A 16,379-nucleotide genomic window follows, 5' to 3' on the forward strand; every position below is an offset into this window, starting at 1 on the left:
ACAAAACCCATGGGGGTTTACCCAAGCTCCGTGACACAATGAAAGCATGATCATTCGCCAAATTGCAGGTGCCTTGGGCGCCGAGCTGCACGGGGTCGATCTGACCCAGACTCTCACGGCCGATGTGCAACAGGCCATACGCGCCGCCTTGCTGCAGCACCAGGTCATTTTTTTCCGTGACCAGGACCTCTCGCCCGATCAATTCATGCGCTTTGCTCACACCATTGGCCAGCCCGTTGAATACCCTTTTGTCAAAGGCTTGGACGGTTTTCCTTGCGTCATCGAAGTCAAGAAGCTGGAGCACGAAAAAGTCAACTTCGGTGGCATTTGGCACTCGGACACCACTTACCTGGACCAGCCACCCATGGGCTCGATGCTGCTGGCCAAAGAAGTGCCGCCTTACGGTGGCGATACCCTGTTTGCCAACCAGTACCTGGCTTGGGACACTTTGTCTGACACCATGAAATCGCTGCTTGACGGCTTGGTGGGCATCAGCAGCTCGGCCAAAGCCGACGTCTCCAAAACCCGTGAAGACCGCATCAAAAGTGACGGCAAGGACAACGCTCCCAAGGAATACCTGGCCCACCACCCGCTGGTGCGCACGCACCCCGAAACTGGTCGCAAAGCCCTTTATGTCAATGTGGCCCACACCTCGGGCATTGTGGGCATGACCGAAGCCGAAAGCACGCCCATCCTGAACTTCCTGTTTCAGCACCAGGTCAAGCCCGAGTTCACCTGCCGCTTTGTCTGGCAGGCCCACTCACTGGCGGTGTGGGACAACCGTTGCACCCAGCACAACCCGGTCAACGATTACCACGGTTTTCGTCGGGTGATGCACCGCATCACCTTGGCGGGCGACACACCCGTTTGATAATGCGCCAGGCGGCCATGCAGGTCGCTTTTTTAATCGACAGGGAGTGCGTGTGAAATTCAAGATGTCTGAGAAATCATTGTTTGCGGTGCTGCTGCGCTCTCCGTGGTGGATCAGCTTTGTGTTGGTGGCTGTGATCGCTGTGGTGGCCGGGGCCTTGTTGCCCGAGCAGTACAAGGGCGTGGGCATGTTGGGGGGCTTTCCGTTCTTTGTGATCGGTTGCATGGCCCTGTGGCGACAGCGCAATTTGCCCAGTCCAGCGCTGGTGGAAAAGGGCTTGCAAAACCTCGGCGGCATGAGCTGGCGTGATTTCTCGGTGGTGCTGGACTCCGCCTTCACCCGCCAAGGCTACACCGTCACACAGCTCACAGGCGCGGCCGACATGTTGCTTGAAAAAAAGGGCGTGCGCACCGTGGTCAGTGCCAAACGCTGGAAAGCGGCCGCCATGGGCCTGGAGCCGCTGCGCGAACTGGTGGCCCGCCGTGATGCCTTGGAGGCCAGCAACAGCGTTTGCATCAGCTTGGGGCAAGTGAGCACCAAAGCCGAGGAATACGCCGCAGAAAACCGCATCACCTTGATCACGGGTGCAGATTTGGTGATCCTGGTGGACGAAGAGGTCAAGGCCTTGTGAGCGCCAGTCATGCGGTTCGGTTTTGGCTGCCAGCTCCCTGGTATTTGGAAACACAAGCAAAATCCTCAAAGCTCGACCACGCCGGGCACACCACTCATTCGCCATAGAGGTTGAAGCATGTTCATCCGAAACACCTGGTACGTGGCCTGCACCGAGGCCGAACTCGAAGCCCTGGGCGATAAGCCCCTGGGCCGCACCATCTGCAACGAAAAAATGGCCTTCTTCAGAGGTCCGGACGGCAAGGTCGCTGCTGTTGAAGACTTTTGCCCACACCGGGGTGCGCCCTTGTCGCTGGGCAGGGTGTGCAAAGGCCATTTGCAGTGCGGCTACCACGGCCTGGAAATGGGCACCGATGGCAAAACCGTGCAGATGCCCGGCCAGCGCGTGCGCGGTTTTCCGGCCATCAAGGCGTTTGCCGTGGTCGAGCGCTATGGTTTTGTCTGGGTGTGGCCGGGTGACCAGGCCCAAGCCGACGAGGCCAAGATGCCGGTGTTCGAGTTCTTCGACAACCCGGCCTGGGCTTATGGCGGCGGTCTGTACCACGTCAAGGCCGATTACCGCCTGATGATCGACAACCTGATGGACCTGACGCACGAGACCTATGTGCACGCCAACAGCATCGGCCAGCCCGAGATCGACGAGACACCTTGCACCACCACGGTGACAGGTGACCAGGTCATTTTGCAGCGCCACATGACGGGCATTCAGGCACCACCCTTTTGGCAAATGGCCATGAGCGCTAATGGCCTGGACCCCCAGGCCAAGGTGGACCGCTGGCAAATTTGCCGCTTCACGCCGCCCACCCACATCATGATCGACGTGGGCGTGGCGCTGGCAGGACACGGCGGTTTTGATGCGCCACCCGAAGTCAAAGCCTACAGCGTGGTGGTGGACTTCATCACCCCCGAGACCGAGACCTCGCACTGGTACCACTGGGGCATGGCGCGCCAGTTCAAGCCCGAAGACGCGGCGCTGACCGACAAAATCCGTGCGGGCCAAGGCGGCATCTTCAACGAAGACATGGAGATGCTGCAATTGCAGCAAGCCAACATCAGCCAATGGCCCGAGCGTAAACTTTTGATGCTCAACATCGACTCGGGCGGCGTGCAGTCGCGCCGCATCATCGAGCGTTTATTGGCCCAAGAAAATTCTTCCGAGATCACCGCATGAACACACCCGACCTGACCCAAACCCCCATCGACGCCGACGGCAGCTTCGAAGTCCACTTGCAAAAAAGTGGCCAGACCTTGAAGGTGGGCAAAGAGCAAAGCATCCTGAGCGCGCTGCAGGACGCGGGCCACGAAGTGCCTTTTTCCTGCTCGCAAGGCGTGTGTGGCACCTGCCTGACCCAGGTGATCGCGGGCACGCCGGACCACTGGGACATGTTCCTCACCCCCGAGGAGCAAGAGGCCAACACACAGATGCTGATCTGCTGCTCGCGCAGCCAGACGGCGCGTCTGGTGCTGGATTTGTGATCAGAGCTTTTTGACCAAGACCTGGCTCTTGCGGTCCCAGTTGTATTTGCGCTTGCGGGCCTCGGGCAGCCAGTCCGGATCCACCTGCGCAAAGCCGCGTTTGATGAACCAGTGCATGGTGCGGGTGGTCAGTACAAAGATGCTCTTGAGGCCCATGGCGCGGGCGCGTTGCTCGATGCGCTTGAGCACCTTTTCGCCATCGCCCTGACCTTGTGACTGGGGCGACACGGTGAGTGCCGCCATCTCGGCCGTTTTGGCTTCGGGGTAGGGGTAGAGCGCGGCGCAGGCAAAGATCACGCCGTCGTGGTCAATGATGGTGTAGTGGTCGATGTCGCGCTCGATCTCGGTGCGGTCACGCTTGACCAAGGTGCCGTCTTTCTCAAACGGCTCGATCAGCTGCAAGATGCCGCCCACGTCGTCGGACGTGGCTTCGCGCAGCTCTTCGAGCTTTTCGTCCACCACCATGGTGCCAATGCCGTCGTGCACATAAATTTCCAGCAGCAAAGCGCCATCCACCGCAAAGGGCAGGATGTGCGAGCGCTCCACGCCTTCTTCGCAAGCTTTGACGCAGTGCTGCAGGTAAAAGCCGATGTCGGTCGGCTCGGTGGGCGTGGGCAGCGAGGCGAGCAACTGCTTGGCCGCAGCCAGGGGTAGCTCGGTGTCGATCGGGTTGTCTTCGCTGGCCGGCTCACTGGGCTGCATGCGGATGCCCGGGATCTCGGTCACAAAAATCAGTTTGTCGGCTTGCAACTCGGCCGCCACGCTGGTGGCCACTTCTTCCATGGTCAGGTTGAAGGCCTCGCCGGTGGGCGAGAAGCCAAAGGGCGAGAGCAGCACCATCGCGCCCATGTCGAGGGTTCGCATGATGCCGTCGACATCGACCTTGCGCACCAGGCCCGAGTGGATGAAGTCCACCCCGTCCACAATGCCCACGGGCCGTGCGGTGATGAAGTTGCCCGAAATCACCCTCACCGTGGAGCCCGCCATGGGCGTGTTGGGCAAGCCCTGGCTGAAGGCGGCTTCGATCTCGTAACGCAGTTGACCCGCGGCCTCTTGGGCGCAGTCGAGCGCCACGCTGTCGGTGATGCGGATGCCGTGCGAGTACTTGGGGGTGTGGCCCTTGGCCGCCAGTTGCTCGTTCACCTGCGGGCGAAAGCCGTGCACCAGCACGATCTTGACGCCCATGCTCTGGATGAGCGCCAAGTCTTGCGCCAGGTTGTGCAGCTTGCCCGCCGCAATCGCCTCACCCGCAATGCCCACCACAAAGGTCTTGCCCCGGTGCATGTGGATGTAAGGCGCGACCGAGCGGAACCAGGGCACGAAGGTGAAGTTGAAGACTGTGGACATGGGCGGCGAAGGTGCGGTGAAAGGGCTGCGAAAGTGGCAGGGTGCGCGGGACTGGGATAATCCCCCGCTGTTCTTGCCTTGATTTTCACAGAAGTTTTCGCCTTGTCTGACACCCCCCTCCAAATCGACTTCCCCGAAGGCCTGCCTGTCTCGGCCCGCCGTGACGAAATCATGGCCGCCATGGACCAGCACCAGGTCATCATCGTGTGCGGTGAAACCGGCTCGGGCAAAACCACGCAGCTGCCCAAAATTGCGCTGATGCTGGGGCGCGGCAAGCTCAACGCCAAGCCGGGCGAACGGGCCCGCATGATCGGCCACACCCAGCCCCGGCGCATTGCGGCCAGCTCGGTGGCCAAGCGGATTGCCGAAGAGCTCAAAACGCCGCTGGGCGAGGTGGTGGGTTTCAAGGTGCGCTTCCAGGATCGGCTCTCCAAAAACGCCTCGGTCAAGCTCATGACCGACGGCATTTTGCTGGCCGAAACCCAGACCGACCCGCTGCTGCAGGCCTACGACACCATCATCATCGACGAGGCGCACGAACGCAGCCTGAACATCGACTTCTTGCTGGGCTACCTGCGCCAGATCTTGCCGCGCCGCCCGGACCTCAAAATCGTGGTCACCTCGGCCACCATCGACGCGGACCGCTTTGCCAAGCACTTTGCCTCGCGCAACGGTCCGGCCCCGGTCATCATGGTGTCCGGCCGCACCTTCCCGGTGGAGCAGCGTTACCGCCCGTTTGAAGAGTCGCGTGACTATGGCCTGAACGAGGCTATGGCCGATGCGGTGGACGAACTCTGGCAAGGCGGGGCAGCGGGCGACATCCTGATCTTTTTGCCCGGCGAGCGCGAGATCCGCGAAGCCGCCGACCACCTGCGCAAGCACTTGGCGCACCAGCCACTCACGCGGGGTGCCGAAGTTTTGCCTTTGTTTGCCCGCCTGTCGCAGGCCGAGCAAGACCAGATTTTTGAAGCGTCCAACGGCCGCCGCATCGTGTTGGCCACCAACGTGGCCGAAACTTCGCTCACGGTACCCGGCATTCGTTATGTGATCGACGCGGGCACGGCCCGCGTCAAGCGCTACAGCTTGCGCAGCAAGGTCGAGCAGCTGCTGGTCGAGCCCATCAGCCAGGCGGCGGCCAACCAGCGTGCGGGCCGTTGCGGCCGTGTGGCCAACGGCATTTGCATCCGCCTGTACGACGACAAAGACTTTGCGGGTCGCCCGCGCTTCACCGATCCGGAAATCTTGCGCTCGTCCTTGGCGGGCGTGATCTTGCGCATGAAGAGCCTGCACCTGGGCGTGGTGGAAGACTTTCCATTCATCGAAGCGCCGTCCAAACGTGCCATCACCGACGGCTACCAACTGCTGGCCGAGCTGGGCGCGGTGGACGACGACAACGAACTGACCCCCATCGGCCAAGAGCTGGCCCGCCTGCCGCTGGACCCGCGTGTGGGCCGCATGATTCTGGAAGCGCGTCACCGCAACGCCTTGGAAGAAGTGCTGGTCATTGCCAGCGCCATGAGCGTGCAAGACGTGCGCGACCGCCCCATGGACGCGCAAGCTCAGGCCGACCAGCAACACGCCAAGTTCGACGACGACAAAAGCGAGTTCACCGGTTACCTGAAGCTGTGGAAATGGATTCACGACGCCCGGGGTGGCCCCACTAAAACAATTGGGGTCAGATCCCAATTAAATTCAGCTGCTTCTGCGGGTCAAAACAATCGGGATCTGACCCCGATTAAAGAAGCGCCGCAGCACAAGCTGAGCAACCGCCAATACGAACAGCTGCTCCGCCAGAACTTCATCAACATCCGCCGTGTGCGCGAGTGGCGGGACACGCACACCCAGCTGCTCACCGTGGTGGCCGAACACAAGTGGCGCATCAACACGCAGCCTGCGAGTTATGAGCAATTGCACCTGTCCATGCTGGCAGGTCTGCTGGGCAACGTGGGCTACAAACTCGAAGACGAAGAAGCCTATCTGGGCGCACGCGGCATCAAGTTCCACAAACATCCCGGCGCACACTTGAGCAAAAAGCCGGGCCGTTGGATTGTGGTGGCCGAACTGGTGGAGACCACGCGCCTGTTTGGCCGGGGCATTGCCGCCATCGAGCCGCAGTGGCTGGAACAAGTTGGCGCGCACCTGCTGCGCAAACAAGTGCTCGACCCGCATTGGGAAAAGAAATCCGCCGAAGTGGTGGCGCTGGAACGCGCCACGCTCTATGGCCTGGTGGTCTACAGCGGGCGGCGCACGGCCTACAGCCGGGTGGACCTGCACGGCGCACGCGTCATCTTCATCCGCGAAGCCCTGGTGGGTGACCAGTGGGAGACCAAGCTGCCTTTCCTGGCCGCCAACCACAAGATGATCGCCAAGGTCGAAGAGCTGGAACACAAGTCGCGCCGCCAAGACGTGCTGGTGGACGACGAGCTGATCTACGCCTTTTACGACCAGCAGATCCCCCCCGAAGTGTGCAGCGGCCGCCTGCTGGAAGACTGGTACCGGCATGAGAGTGCCAAGCAACCGCGCCTGCTGATGCTGACGCGCGAAGAGCTGATGCGCCACGAAGCCGCTGGCATCACCACGCAGGCCTTCCCCAAACACATCCGCCTGGGCGGTACCGATTGCACGGCCACTTATCTGCACCAACCGGGCGACGCCCGTGATGGCGTCACGGTGACTGTCCCACTGTTTGTGCTCAACCAAGTCAGCGAAGACCGCTGCGAATGGCTGGTGCCAGGCCTGCTCAAAGACAAAATTCAGGCCCTGCTCAAAAGCCTGCCGCAACGCCCGCGCAGCCGCTTTGTGCCCCTGCCCGAATCGGCCACACGCTTGGCCGCCGAGTTGTCGGTGCCTGAGCTTTTTGGCAGCGGCTCGCTGACCGACGTGCTGCTCAAAAAAGCCCGTGACGAAACCAGCCTCGACATCAAGCGCACCGACTTCAAACACGAGATGCTCAGCCCGCATTTGTTCATGAACCTGCTGGTGGTGGACGAGCACGGCCGCCAGCTGGGCATGGGCCGCAACCTGGGTGCGCTCAAGGGCGAGCTGGGTGCCAAAGCGCGAGGTGCGTTTCAGGCGCTGGCGCAGCTGAAAGTCGCCGCCAGTCCATTACCTGCGAACTCACTTCAAAACAATGCGGACCACTCTCCGGTCAATGCGAGTGAAGCGCGGCCATCCAGCCAACGCGCACCCGCCTCGGCCAAAGCCGCCGCAGCCCCCAAACCCCTGGCCCCCCAGCGCTACACCACCTGGACCTTCGGGGAACTGCCCGAGCTGATGGAAATCAGCAAAGGCGGCCAGACCCTGATCGGCTTTCCCGCGCTGGTGGACGTGCAAGACGCCGTGACCATCGAAGTGTTTGACGAGCCCGACGTGGCCGCCAGCAAAAACCGCGCTGGCTTGCGCCGCCTGTTTGCGCTGCAGATCAAAGACGCGCTCAAGTACCTTGAGAAAAACATCCCCGACCTGCAAAAAATGGCCGTGGCCTACATGCCGCTCGGCACAGCCGACGAGCTGAAAACCCAGATCATCGACGTGGCGCTGGACCGCGCCTTTTTGCTGGACCCGCTGCCCAACGACGAAGCCACCTTCAAGCGCCGCATCGAAGAAGGTCGGGGCCGCCTCACCCTGATTGCCAACGAAGTGGCCCGGCTGGCGGGCACCATCTTGCTGGAGTTTGGCGCGGCCACCCGCAAGATCAAGGACACCAAAAACGCGCCCGACGCAACGGCAGACTGCACCCAGCAACTGCAACGCCTGATGCCCAAAAACTTCATGGCCGCCACCCCTTGGCCGCAGCTGCAGCACTGCGCCCGTTACCTCAAGGCCGTGACCCTGCGCCTGGATAAATACCGCGCCGACCCCGCCCGCGACGCCCAGCGCCTGGCTGAGCTCAAACCCCAAGAACAACGCTACTGGCGCCTGGTGGCCGAACGCAAAGGCGCGCAAGACGCTCGCATGCTGGAGTTCCGCTGGCTACTGGAAGAACTGCGCGTGAGCTTCTTCGCGCAAGAGCTGCGCACACCGCAGCCGGTCAGCATCAAGCGGCTGGAGAAGGCTTGGGGGCAGTTGAATCATTGAAGGGGCGGTTGAATTTCCTCATGTATCGCTTGAAATAAACAAATTGTTTATAATTGGAGCATGATCGAAAGCTTTGCCAGCGACGAAACCAAGCGCCTGTTTGCGACGGGCAAATCGCGCCGTCTGCCACCCGAGATCCTCAAGCGGGCGGTGATGCGCCTTGCTCAACTTCATGCAGCGGTTGAAATCGATGACTTGCGCATGCCGCCTTCCAACCGTTTGGAGGCGTTGACCGGAGATTTGGCTGGCAAATGGAGCATTCGTGTCAATGACCGTTGGCGCTTGTGTTTCAGGTTTGAGCTTGGGCATGCGCATGACGTTGAAATTGTGGACTACCACTGAGGAGTGATGAAGATGACTGCCAAAAATCTTGTGGATGGTCTTCCTGCTATCCACCCAGGCGTGTTCTTGCAGGAGACACTGCAAGACCTTGCCATGACCCAAGTTGCATTCGCCGAAGCCATTGGGGTATCCGCCATGCGTGTATCGCATTTACTCAAAGGTGATCGCCCGGTTACGGCCGAGTTGGCGTTGCGCCTTGGTCGTGCACTGGGTCAAACGCCTCAATACTGGCTTAACCTGCAATCTGCGTATGACCTGAAAGTCGCGCAAATTCAAATGAAAGACAGCTTGAAAGATGTGCGCTTATTGGCGAGTGCCTGAGCGATACCTTGATCTGGTCGATGCTACATCCCCGCCCGCGTCATCCAGCGCCTGACCGCGCTGAAGCCGCAAGCGCAACCTTATCGACACCGCAGTCTCATAGACTGAAAAATCCCAAGTCGGTTTGGTCGAAGCGGTTGATGTTGGGGAACAGGTTGCTGACCTCGGTGGGGCTGACCCCCATCCATTGGGCCAAGGTGGACCCCAGTTGGTCGACGCTGCTGGTGGGAATCAAGCGCCCCTGACCCACGTCGTTCGGGCCATTGTGGGCCAGCAAGGGCCACTTGCCCCAAAAGCGCTGACCGCGAACGGCGCCGCCCATGATCAGGTGGTGGGATCCCCAGCCGTGGTCGCTGCCATCGCCGTTGCTGCTGAGCGTGCGGCCAAAGTCGCTGGCCGTGAAGGTGGTGACATTTTCTGACAGGCCCAACTCGGTCATGGCGGACTGGAAGGCGCTCAAGCCATTGGCCAGTTGGCTGAGCAGGCCTGGGTGCTGAGTGAGCAAGAAATCGTGGTTGTCAAATCCACCGATGCTGACAAAGAAAACTTGTCGCTGTGCGCCCAGTGTGCTGCGCCCCGCAATCAGTCGGGCGACCATTTGCAATTGGCGTCCCAGGCTTTGGGTGGTGTCGAAGGTGGCTGAAAACGGCAAGGCATTGGCATTGCCCAATGCGGCCTTGACGGTGGCTTGGGCGGTGATGGAGCGTGAAGCCACGCGGTTGAGTTCGGCCTCCATCCAGTGCGTGCGGGGCGCGGTGATCATGTTGTTCAGGGCTTTGCTGCATTGGGCAGACCCAAACAAATTCGAGACCACCCCGTTGACGGGCACCGCGCCACTGTTGCTGATTTGGTATTGGACGGCCTGGTTGCCCATCAAGAACACCGCGTTGCCACTGGCGTTGATGCAGGTGAAGGTGCTGGTGGCGTTGCTGGACAAAAAGAGGTCGCCAATCGCGCCGCCCCAGCCTTTTGTGGCCCCCTCAACACCACTGCTTTGCCAAAACGATTGCTGGTCGTTGTGGCTGAACAGCTTGGGTGGCAAGCGCACGGACTTGGCCAGGTATTGCGCTTTGGTGGTGGGCTCCATGAGGGTGCCCACATTGAGCAGCCAGCCCAGTTTGCCGGTGTCAAACAAGGGCTTGAGCGGCAACAGTTCTGCCGCCATGGCCAGTTTCGTTCCGTTCACACCGGGGCCTGTCAGGGGCACTCTGGGTGACAAGCTGGTGGCGGCCAGGCTGGCCCGTGGGGCCACCAAGCCGCCGAGGTCGGTGGTGCCGCCGCGCAAGCTGGCCAAATAGGCGTGGTCCGCCGCGTCAACGGGCAGCAAGGTGCGGCCGTTGTCGTTGCCACCGTTCAAAAAGACACAAACCAGCGCTTTGTAGCCGCCTCGGGCATCGGCTGCGGCGGCTTCACCCAGGGCGGCAAGGTTCAAGGCCCATGGCGCAGCCATGCCTGCCAAGCCCATTTGTGCGGAGCGCCGCAAGAATTCACGGCGCTGTAATTCAGGCAGTCGATTGAGTTTCATGGGGGGCTTATTTCTGGATCAGGTACTCAGGGGCGGCCATCACCAACAAGATGGCCGCTTTCACGCGGTTGAGTTGGCCTGTTGCCGTGGATGCGCTGATGGTGGCGACGGCGGTGCTCAATTCAGTCAACGTCGTGGGGTGGATGGCGTCTGCCGCCAGGCGCAAATTCAGGTGCGCCAAGAGCTTGGGCGGGTCCAGCGCAAGGCTCAGCTCGTGGGCGTAATTGGCGCTGACATCACCACTGGAGATGCCATTGCCGATGACCGATTGCATGAAGTTGAGGTAACCCGCGACGGTGCTTTCGTTGACCAGCTGAAACTCGGGGGCTGTGATCTGGTTGGCGGCCAATTCATGGCCCGGCGGAACATAGCCTGGGCGAAAGAAATTGAACACCGATGGGCTGCGCCAGGGGCTTTGGCCCAAGCGGTTGCCAGGGTCGCTGGTGTCACCGATGGGCCAGCGACCTGAGGTGCTGGTGACGCCGAAGGTTCGCCCCCATTGCACAAAACGCTGCACCGGCTCACGCAGGCGGCCCGAGGCGTTGCCCGAGGGTATGGCGCGTGCTTCAGGGTCGAGCAAAACGGCGCGCAAGGTGGCTTTCAAGTCCCCGCGCACGCCGCGCCCGTTGTTGTTGAAGACGGCTGCAACACGGCCCACATAAGCGGGGCTGGGGTGGCTCATGGTGAAGCGCTGGATGAGTTGACGCCCAATGAATGGCCCCACGTTGGGGTGATTGGCCAAGGTGTCCAAGGCCAGGGTCAGCGCTTGTGGGCCACTGAGTGACCCCGTGATGGCGGTGCCCAAAACGGACTTGTCGCCGGATTGGAAGTTGGCGGCGTTGTGCTTCATGGGGCGGGTGACGTGCGCGTAATCCGTCGCATCCACGCGATCGCGTTCCCACCCGGTGAACACGCTGGCCAGTTGGCTGATGTCTTGCGGCGAGTAACTGTCGACGGGTTGGCCGTTGCTCAGGCGCGGCGCGCCGTCGCTGCCCAGTTGCACCAAGCCGATGCTGAACAACTGCATGACCTCGCGGGCATAGTTCTCGTCGGGCACTCGACCGGTGCGTGTGTCTTCCTTGCGGTTGCCCAACATGTTCAGGTAACTGCCCATGCCCACGCTGAGCGTCACATCTTGCAGAAGCTGTCTGTAGGTGCCAAAGGCATTTTTCTCCAGCAAATCGGCGTAGTGGGCGATGCACAGGCCTCGCCATTCGATGGGCAAACCTTGCATGGACACCACAAAAATCTCGGACAAGGCCAGCGTCATGCGCTGCCGAACGGGGTCGGGGCTGCTCATGAGCTTGAGCCAAATGGCGTTATCAGCCCCCGTGAAGTTTGTCCGGTTGGCATCTACGGCATAGCCGTTGGCGACCATCCAGTCGTAGCGCGAGACGTCTTGCACAGGCAGTGCCAATTGCGAATCCAACCAATTGGCAAAGCCCGAGGTTTTGACCGCTGCAATCAATTCGGCCGATGCAGAAAACCCCGCTTGGCCCAGGAAGCGGGCAGCCTCTGCGTCGGTCGGCGCGGGTCCAGGACTGGTCCCACTTCCACTTCCACTGGAGCCGCCGCCTCCTCCGCACGCTGCCAAGAGCATGCCGCCCGCAGCCAAGGGGGTGCTCTTGAGGGTGTGAGCGGCCAAGCTCGAAGCGTCCGTTGACTCAACAGACTGAGTCAGTGCCTCTGATGGCGTTGGGCTGCAAGTTGCTGCGCCAAAAGTTGGGGTGACGGGTGGGGCGGAATTCATAGGTGTTCATGATGACATGATCACTTGATTTTAGTTATTTTGTAATAACGATGGTCTGCTGCCTCGTCAGCAGACCATGGCGTTGATGCAGGGCCGGGGCTCGCTGCACTCAACCCGTGTTGCGCAGCCCCGCCGCAATCCCGTTGATGCTGATGTGGATGCCGCGCTGCACGCGCTCGTCGGCCAGGCCAGCGCGGTAGCGGCGGATCAGCTCGACTTGCAGGTGGTGCAGCGGGTCGATGTAGGGGAAGCGGTGGCGGATGGACCGGTCGAGCGCAGGGTTGCTGGCCAGGCGGTTTTTCTCGCCCGTGATTTGCGTGAGCGCGTCGGCCGTGCGGTGCCATTCGGCTTCGATGGCGGTGAAGATTTTTTTGCGCAGGCGGGCGTCGCCCACCAGTTCGGCGTATCTGGAGGCCAGGGCCAAATCGCTTTTGGCCAGCACCATGTCCATGTTGGACAGCAGGGTGCGGAAAAACGGCCATTGGCGGTACATCTTTTGCAGCAAGGCGAGTGCGGCTTTGCGCTCGGCCGCATCGGGCTTGTCCAAAAAGGCCGCCACCGCCGAGCCAAAGCCCAGCCAGCCGGGCAGGGTCAGGCGGCATTGGCCCCAGCTGAAGCCCCAGGGGATGGCCCGCAGGTCTTCGATTTTTTGCAGGGCCTTGCGCGAGGCGGGGCGCGAGCCGATGTTCAGCTGGGTCAGTTCCTTGAGCGGGGTGGCACCAAAAAAGTAGTCGGTGAAGCCGGGGGTCTCGTACACCAGGGCGCGGTAGGCGCCCATGCTGGCCTCTGACAGCTCGGCCGCTGCGTCCAGAAAGGCCCGGGTGGCGGGCTTGGTGGGTTGCAGCAAGGTGGCTTCCAACGTGGCGGCGACCAGGGTTTCGAGGTTGCGGCGGCCGATTTCGGGGTTGGCGTATTTGGAGCCGATGACTTCGCCTTGTTCGGTCAGGCGGATTTGCCCGCGCACGGTGCCCGGCGGCTGGGCCAGGATGGCCTGGTAGCTGGGGCCGCCGCCCCGGCCCACGGTGCCGCCCCGGCCGTGGAACATGCGCAAGGTGATGCCGTGGCTGCTTTGGAGTTTGTCGAACAGTTCCACCAAGGCGATTTCGGCGCGGTACAGCTCCCAGTTGCTGGTGAAGATGCCGCCGTCTTTGTTGCTGTCGGAGTAGCCCAGCATGATGTCTTGCTCGCCGCCCGAGCGCGCAATCAGTGCGGCCACGCCGGGCAGGGCATAGAAGTCGCGCATGATGGGCGCGGCGTTGCGCAGGTCCTCAATCGTCTCGAACAGCGGCACCACGATCAGGTCGTTGTGCGCTTGTGCGTCCAGCGTGCCGCGCAGCAGGCCCACTTCTTTTTGCAGCAGCAGCACTTCCAGCAGGTCACTCACGCTTTCGGTGTGGCTGATGATGTAGTGGCGAATGGCCTGCCGACCGAAGCTGCGCAGCATGCGTTGCGCGGTGTCAAAAATGGCCAGCTCGGAAACCGTGTGGGCGCTGTAGTCAGCCCCTGGCACACGCAATGGGCGGGCGTCGTTCAACAAGCCCAGCAGCAGCGCTTGTTTGGCATGTTCGTCGAGTTGGGGATACTTTTTTTCCACGCGTGCGGTGGTCAGCAGTTCGGCCACCACGGCTTCGTGTTGGTCCGAGCTTTGGCGCAGGTCCACCGTGGCCAGATGGAAGCCAAACACCTCCACGGCGCGGATCAGCGGGTGCAGGCGCTGGGCGGCCAGGGCTTCGGCGTGGTGGCTGCGCAGGGATGCCTCGATCACACGCAAATCGGCCAAGAACTCTTCGGGCGTGGCATAGGGGTTTTGCGGGGCCACGGCGTGGCGGGCGGCGTCACCGCCTGTGAGTTTTTTCAGGCTGGCGGCCAAGCGCGCATACATGCCCGTGAGCGCCCGGCGGTAGGGCTCGTCCTGGCGGTGTTCGTTGGTGTCAGGCGAGCGCTCGGCCAGGGCCAGCATCTCGGGGCCAAAGGGCACCAGCATGGCCGACAGCGACAGCTCGCTGCCCAAAAAATGCACTTCGGTCAGGTAGTGGCGCAGGGCCACATCGCTTTGGCGGGTCAGGGCGTGTTCGAGCGTGGGGGCGGTCACGTTGGGGTTGCCGTCGCGGTCGCCGCCAATCCACTGGCCCATGCGCAAAAAGCTGGCAATCGGCTGGCCGGGCAGGGCGTGTTCCAGCTCGGCATAGAGCTTGGGGATCTCGCGCAAAAAGGTGGCTTCGTAGTAGCTCAGCGCGTTTTCGATCTCGTCGGCCACGGTGAGTTTGGTGAAGCGCAGCAAACGGGTTTGCCACAGCTGCATCACGCGGGCGCGCATTTGCAGCTCGTTGGCGGCCAGCTCTTTGGGGCTGAGCGCGTCTTTGGCGGCGTTCACGGCGGCGGCGCGGGCCTTGATGGCGTCGCGCTCGGTCAGCAGGTGGGCGATGTCGCGCTCGGCGTCCAGGATGCTTTTGCGCTGCACCTCGGTGGGGTGGGCTGTGAGCACGGGCGAGACATAGCTGGTGGCCAGCATGTCCGAGATGCTGCGCGGCGTGATGCCCGCCCAGCGCAGGCGCTGCAACGCCACGTCGATGCTGCCTTCTTGCGTGTGGCCCGCCCGCTCGTGGATGGCGCGGCGTCGGATGTGGTGGCGGTCCTCGGCCAGATTGGCCAGGTGACTGAAGTAGGTGAAGGCGCGGATCACGCTCACGGCGCGTTCGCCGCTCAGGCTTTTGAGCAGTTTTTTCAGGGCCTTGTCGGCTTCGTGGTCGGCATCGCGCCTGAAGGCCACCGAGAGTTTGCGGATTTGCTCGACCAGCTCGTAGGCCTCTGGGCCTTCTTGCACCCGGATCACATCGCCCAGAATGCGGCCCAGCAAGCGGATGTCCTCGACCAAGGGGCGCTCGCTGTCGCGTTTTTCGCGGGTGCTGCTCGCGTTGGGGGAGGAGGTGGGCAAGGCGTGGTCTGGGGCGGCCTGTTTCATGGTGTGCTTGTGGCTGGGGATGCGAAAGTGCGTGTGCACGGGGTGCACAAAGTGGGTGTCAATTTCCCTTGACGCCATGCTAGCATCGCCATGAGAGACAAAATTACCATTTGATTTCATTTTGATGGGGTCAAAATTTTTTTCAGGAACCCTGCTGTGACCGAGACCACCCAACCCGCCATCGTCATTGCCACCCGTGAGAGCCGTTTGGCTTTGTGGCAAGCCGAACATGTCAAATCCTTGCTCGAGGGGCTGGGTTGCTCGGTCAAGTTGCTGGGCATGACGACCCAGGGCGACCAGATCCTGGACCGCAGCCTGTCCAAAGTGGGCGGCAAGGGCTTGTTTGTCAAGGAGCTGGAGGTGGCGCTGCAAGAGGGTCACGCAGACATCGCGGTGCACTCGCTCAAGGATGTGCCCATGGACATGCCCGAGGGCTTTGAGCTGGCCTGCGTGATGGAGCGCGAAGACCCCCGCGATGCCTGGGTGTCGTCGCAATACGCCCGCCTGGAAGACTTGCCGCCGGGCGCGGTGGTGGGCACATCGAGCCTGCGCCGCACCGTGCTGCTGCGGGCCTTGCGCTCCGATTTGAAGATCGAGCCCCTGCGCGGCAACCTGGACACGCGCTTGCGCAAACTCGACGAAGGCCAGTACGCGGGCATTGTGCTGGCGGCTGCAGGCCTCAAGCGCCTGGGCTTGTCTGAGCGCATTCGCCATATTTTTGAAACCGATCAAATGCTGCCCGCTGCAGGGCAGGGTGCTTTGGGCATCGAAATCCGCAGCGACCGGGCCGATTTGCGTGCCCTGCTGGCGCAGCTGGCGGATGCGCCGTCTTGGCGTCGTGTGGCGGCCGAGCGCGCGGTGAGCCGCGCCATGGGCGGCAGCTGCTCCATGCCTTTGGCCGCGCATGCCACCATCGAGGGTGGTGTGCTCAAGCTGCAAGCGGCCTGGGGCGACCCGGAAGGCAGCACCACCTTGGTCACGGCCGACGCGCAAGCCAGCACCGATGGACTGCAGGCCGCCGAGGCGCTGGGCCTGAGCGTGGCGCAGGCTTTGCGCAACGGCGGAGCGCATTGAGGTC

12 protein-coding genes are annotated in these 16,379 nt (G+C 62.0%); 8 read left to right on the top strand and 4 right to left on the bottom strand.

The genetic code is table 11. The features are described from left to right. Positions 1-46: 46 nt before the first annotated feature. The 4 genes from QZ190_RS15850 to QZ190_RS15865 all read left to right on the top strand — a co-directional run bounded on the left by QZ190_RS15850 (position 47) and on the right by QZ190_RS15865 (position 2,977). The gene (locus QZ190_RS15850) at positions 47-871 is read left to right on the top strand and encodes a TauD/TfdA family dioxygenase (RefSeq protein ID WP_291918231.1); all 825 of its coding nucleotides are present in this window, start codon (positions 47-49) and stop codon (positions 869-871) included. Between the two features lie 64 nt (positions 872-935). Next, positions 936-1,502, top strand: a complete 567-nt coding sequence (locus QZ190_RS15855; protein WP_291918233.1) for a restriction endonuclease — start codon at positions 936-938, stop codon at positions 1,500-1,502. A gap of 117 nt (positions 1,503-1,619) precedes the next feature. Then, positions 1,620-2,672, top strand: a complete 1,053-nt coding sequence (locus QZ190_RS15860) for an aromatic ring-hydroxylating dioxygenase subunit alpha (protein WP_291918236.1) — start codon at positions 1,620-1,622, stop codon at positions 2,670-2,672. After that, on the top strand, positions 2,669-2,977 hold the full coding sequence (locus QZ190_RS15865) for a 2Fe-2S iron-sulfur cluster binding domain-containing protein (protein WP_291918238.1): 309 nt from the start codon (positions 2,669-2,671) through the stop codon (positions 2,975-2,977). Before QZ190_RS15860 ends, QZ190_RS15865 begins: the two co-directional genes overlap by 4 nt. On the opposite strand, the gene argA is transcribed toward QZ190_RS15865, so the two are convergent. Continuing rightward, positions 2,978-4,324 (bottom strand): amino-acid N-acetyltransferase, encoded by a 1,347-nt coding sequence (argA, locus tag QZ190_RS15870; RefSeq protein ID WP_090139223.1) that lies wholly within the window; start codon positions 4,322-4,324, stop codon positions 2,978-2,980. A 102-nt stretch (positions 4,325-4,426) separates the two neighbouring features. On the opposite strand from argA, the gene hrpA reads away from it, so the two are divergent. Genes hrpA through QZ190_RS15885 form a run of 3 tightly spaced genes read left to right on the top strand, consistent with a single transcriptional unit; the run spans position 4,427 to position 9,064 of the window. Then, complete coding sequence (hrpA, locus tag QZ190_RS15875; protein WP_291918245.1) at positions 4,427-8,401, top strand: ATP-dependent RNA helicase HrpA; 3,975 nt, start codon at positions 4,427-4,429, stop codon at positions 8,399-8,401. A 60-nt stretch (positions 8,402-8,461) separates the two neighbouring features. Then, positions 8,462-8,743 carry a type II toxin-antitoxin system RelE/ParE family toxin gene (locus QZ190_RS15880; RefSeq protein WP_291918248.1) on the top strand — a complete coding sequence of 94 codons (282 nt, stop codon included), beginning with the start codon at positions 8,462-8,464 and terminating at the stop codon, positions 8,741-8,743. Positions 8,744-8,749: 6 nt separating this feature from the next. Further along, entirely contained in the window at positions 8,750-9,064 is a 315-nt protein-coding gene (locus tag QZ190_RS15885) for a HigA family addiction module antitoxin (RefSeq protein ID WP_291918251.1), read from the top strand. 97 nt (positions 9,065-9,161) lie between these two features. Here QZ190_RS15885 and QZ190_RS15890 read toward each other — a convergent pair whose 3' ends face one another. From QZ190_RS15890 to ppc, 3 genes are all read right to left on the bottom strand, one after another. Next, a complete protein-coding gene (locus tag QZ190_RS15890) occupies positions 9,162-10,589 on the bottom strand; it encodes a DUF1501 domain-containing protein (protein ID WP_291918254.1) in 1,428 nt (475 codons plus the stop codon). A 7-nt stretch (positions 10,590-10,596) separates the two neighbouring features. After that, positions 10,597-12,234 carry a DUF1800 domain-containing protein gene (locus QZ190_RS15895; protein ID WP_291918257.1) on the bottom strand — a complete coding sequence of 546 codons (1,638 nt, stop codon included), beginning with the start codon at positions 12,232-12,234 and terminating at the stop codon, positions 10,597-10,599. 214 nt (positions 12,235-12,448) lie between these two features. Continuing rightward, positions 12,449-15,301 (bottom strand): phosphoenolpyruvate carboxylase, encoded by a 2,853-nt coding sequence (gene ppc / locus QZ190_RS15900; protein ID WP_291918294.1) that lies wholly within the window; start codon positions 15,299-15,301, stop codon positions 12,449-12,451. A gap of 156 nt (positions 15,302-15,457) precedes the next feature. On the opposite strand from ppc, the gene hemC reads away from it, so the two are divergent. Next, on the top strand, positions 15,458-16,375 hold the full coding sequence (hemC, locus tag QZ190_RS15905; protein ID WP_291918260.1) for a hydroxymethylbilane synthase: 918 nt from the start codon (positions 15,458-15,460) through the stop codon (positions 16,373-16,375). Positions 16,376-16,379: the final 4 nt, after the last annotated feature.

The organism is Limnohabitans sp. (genome assembly GCF_017848645.1).
Classification (GTDB): domain Bacteria; phylum Pseudomonadota; class Gammaproteobacteria; order Burkholderiales; family Burkholderiaceae_C; genus Limnohabitans_A.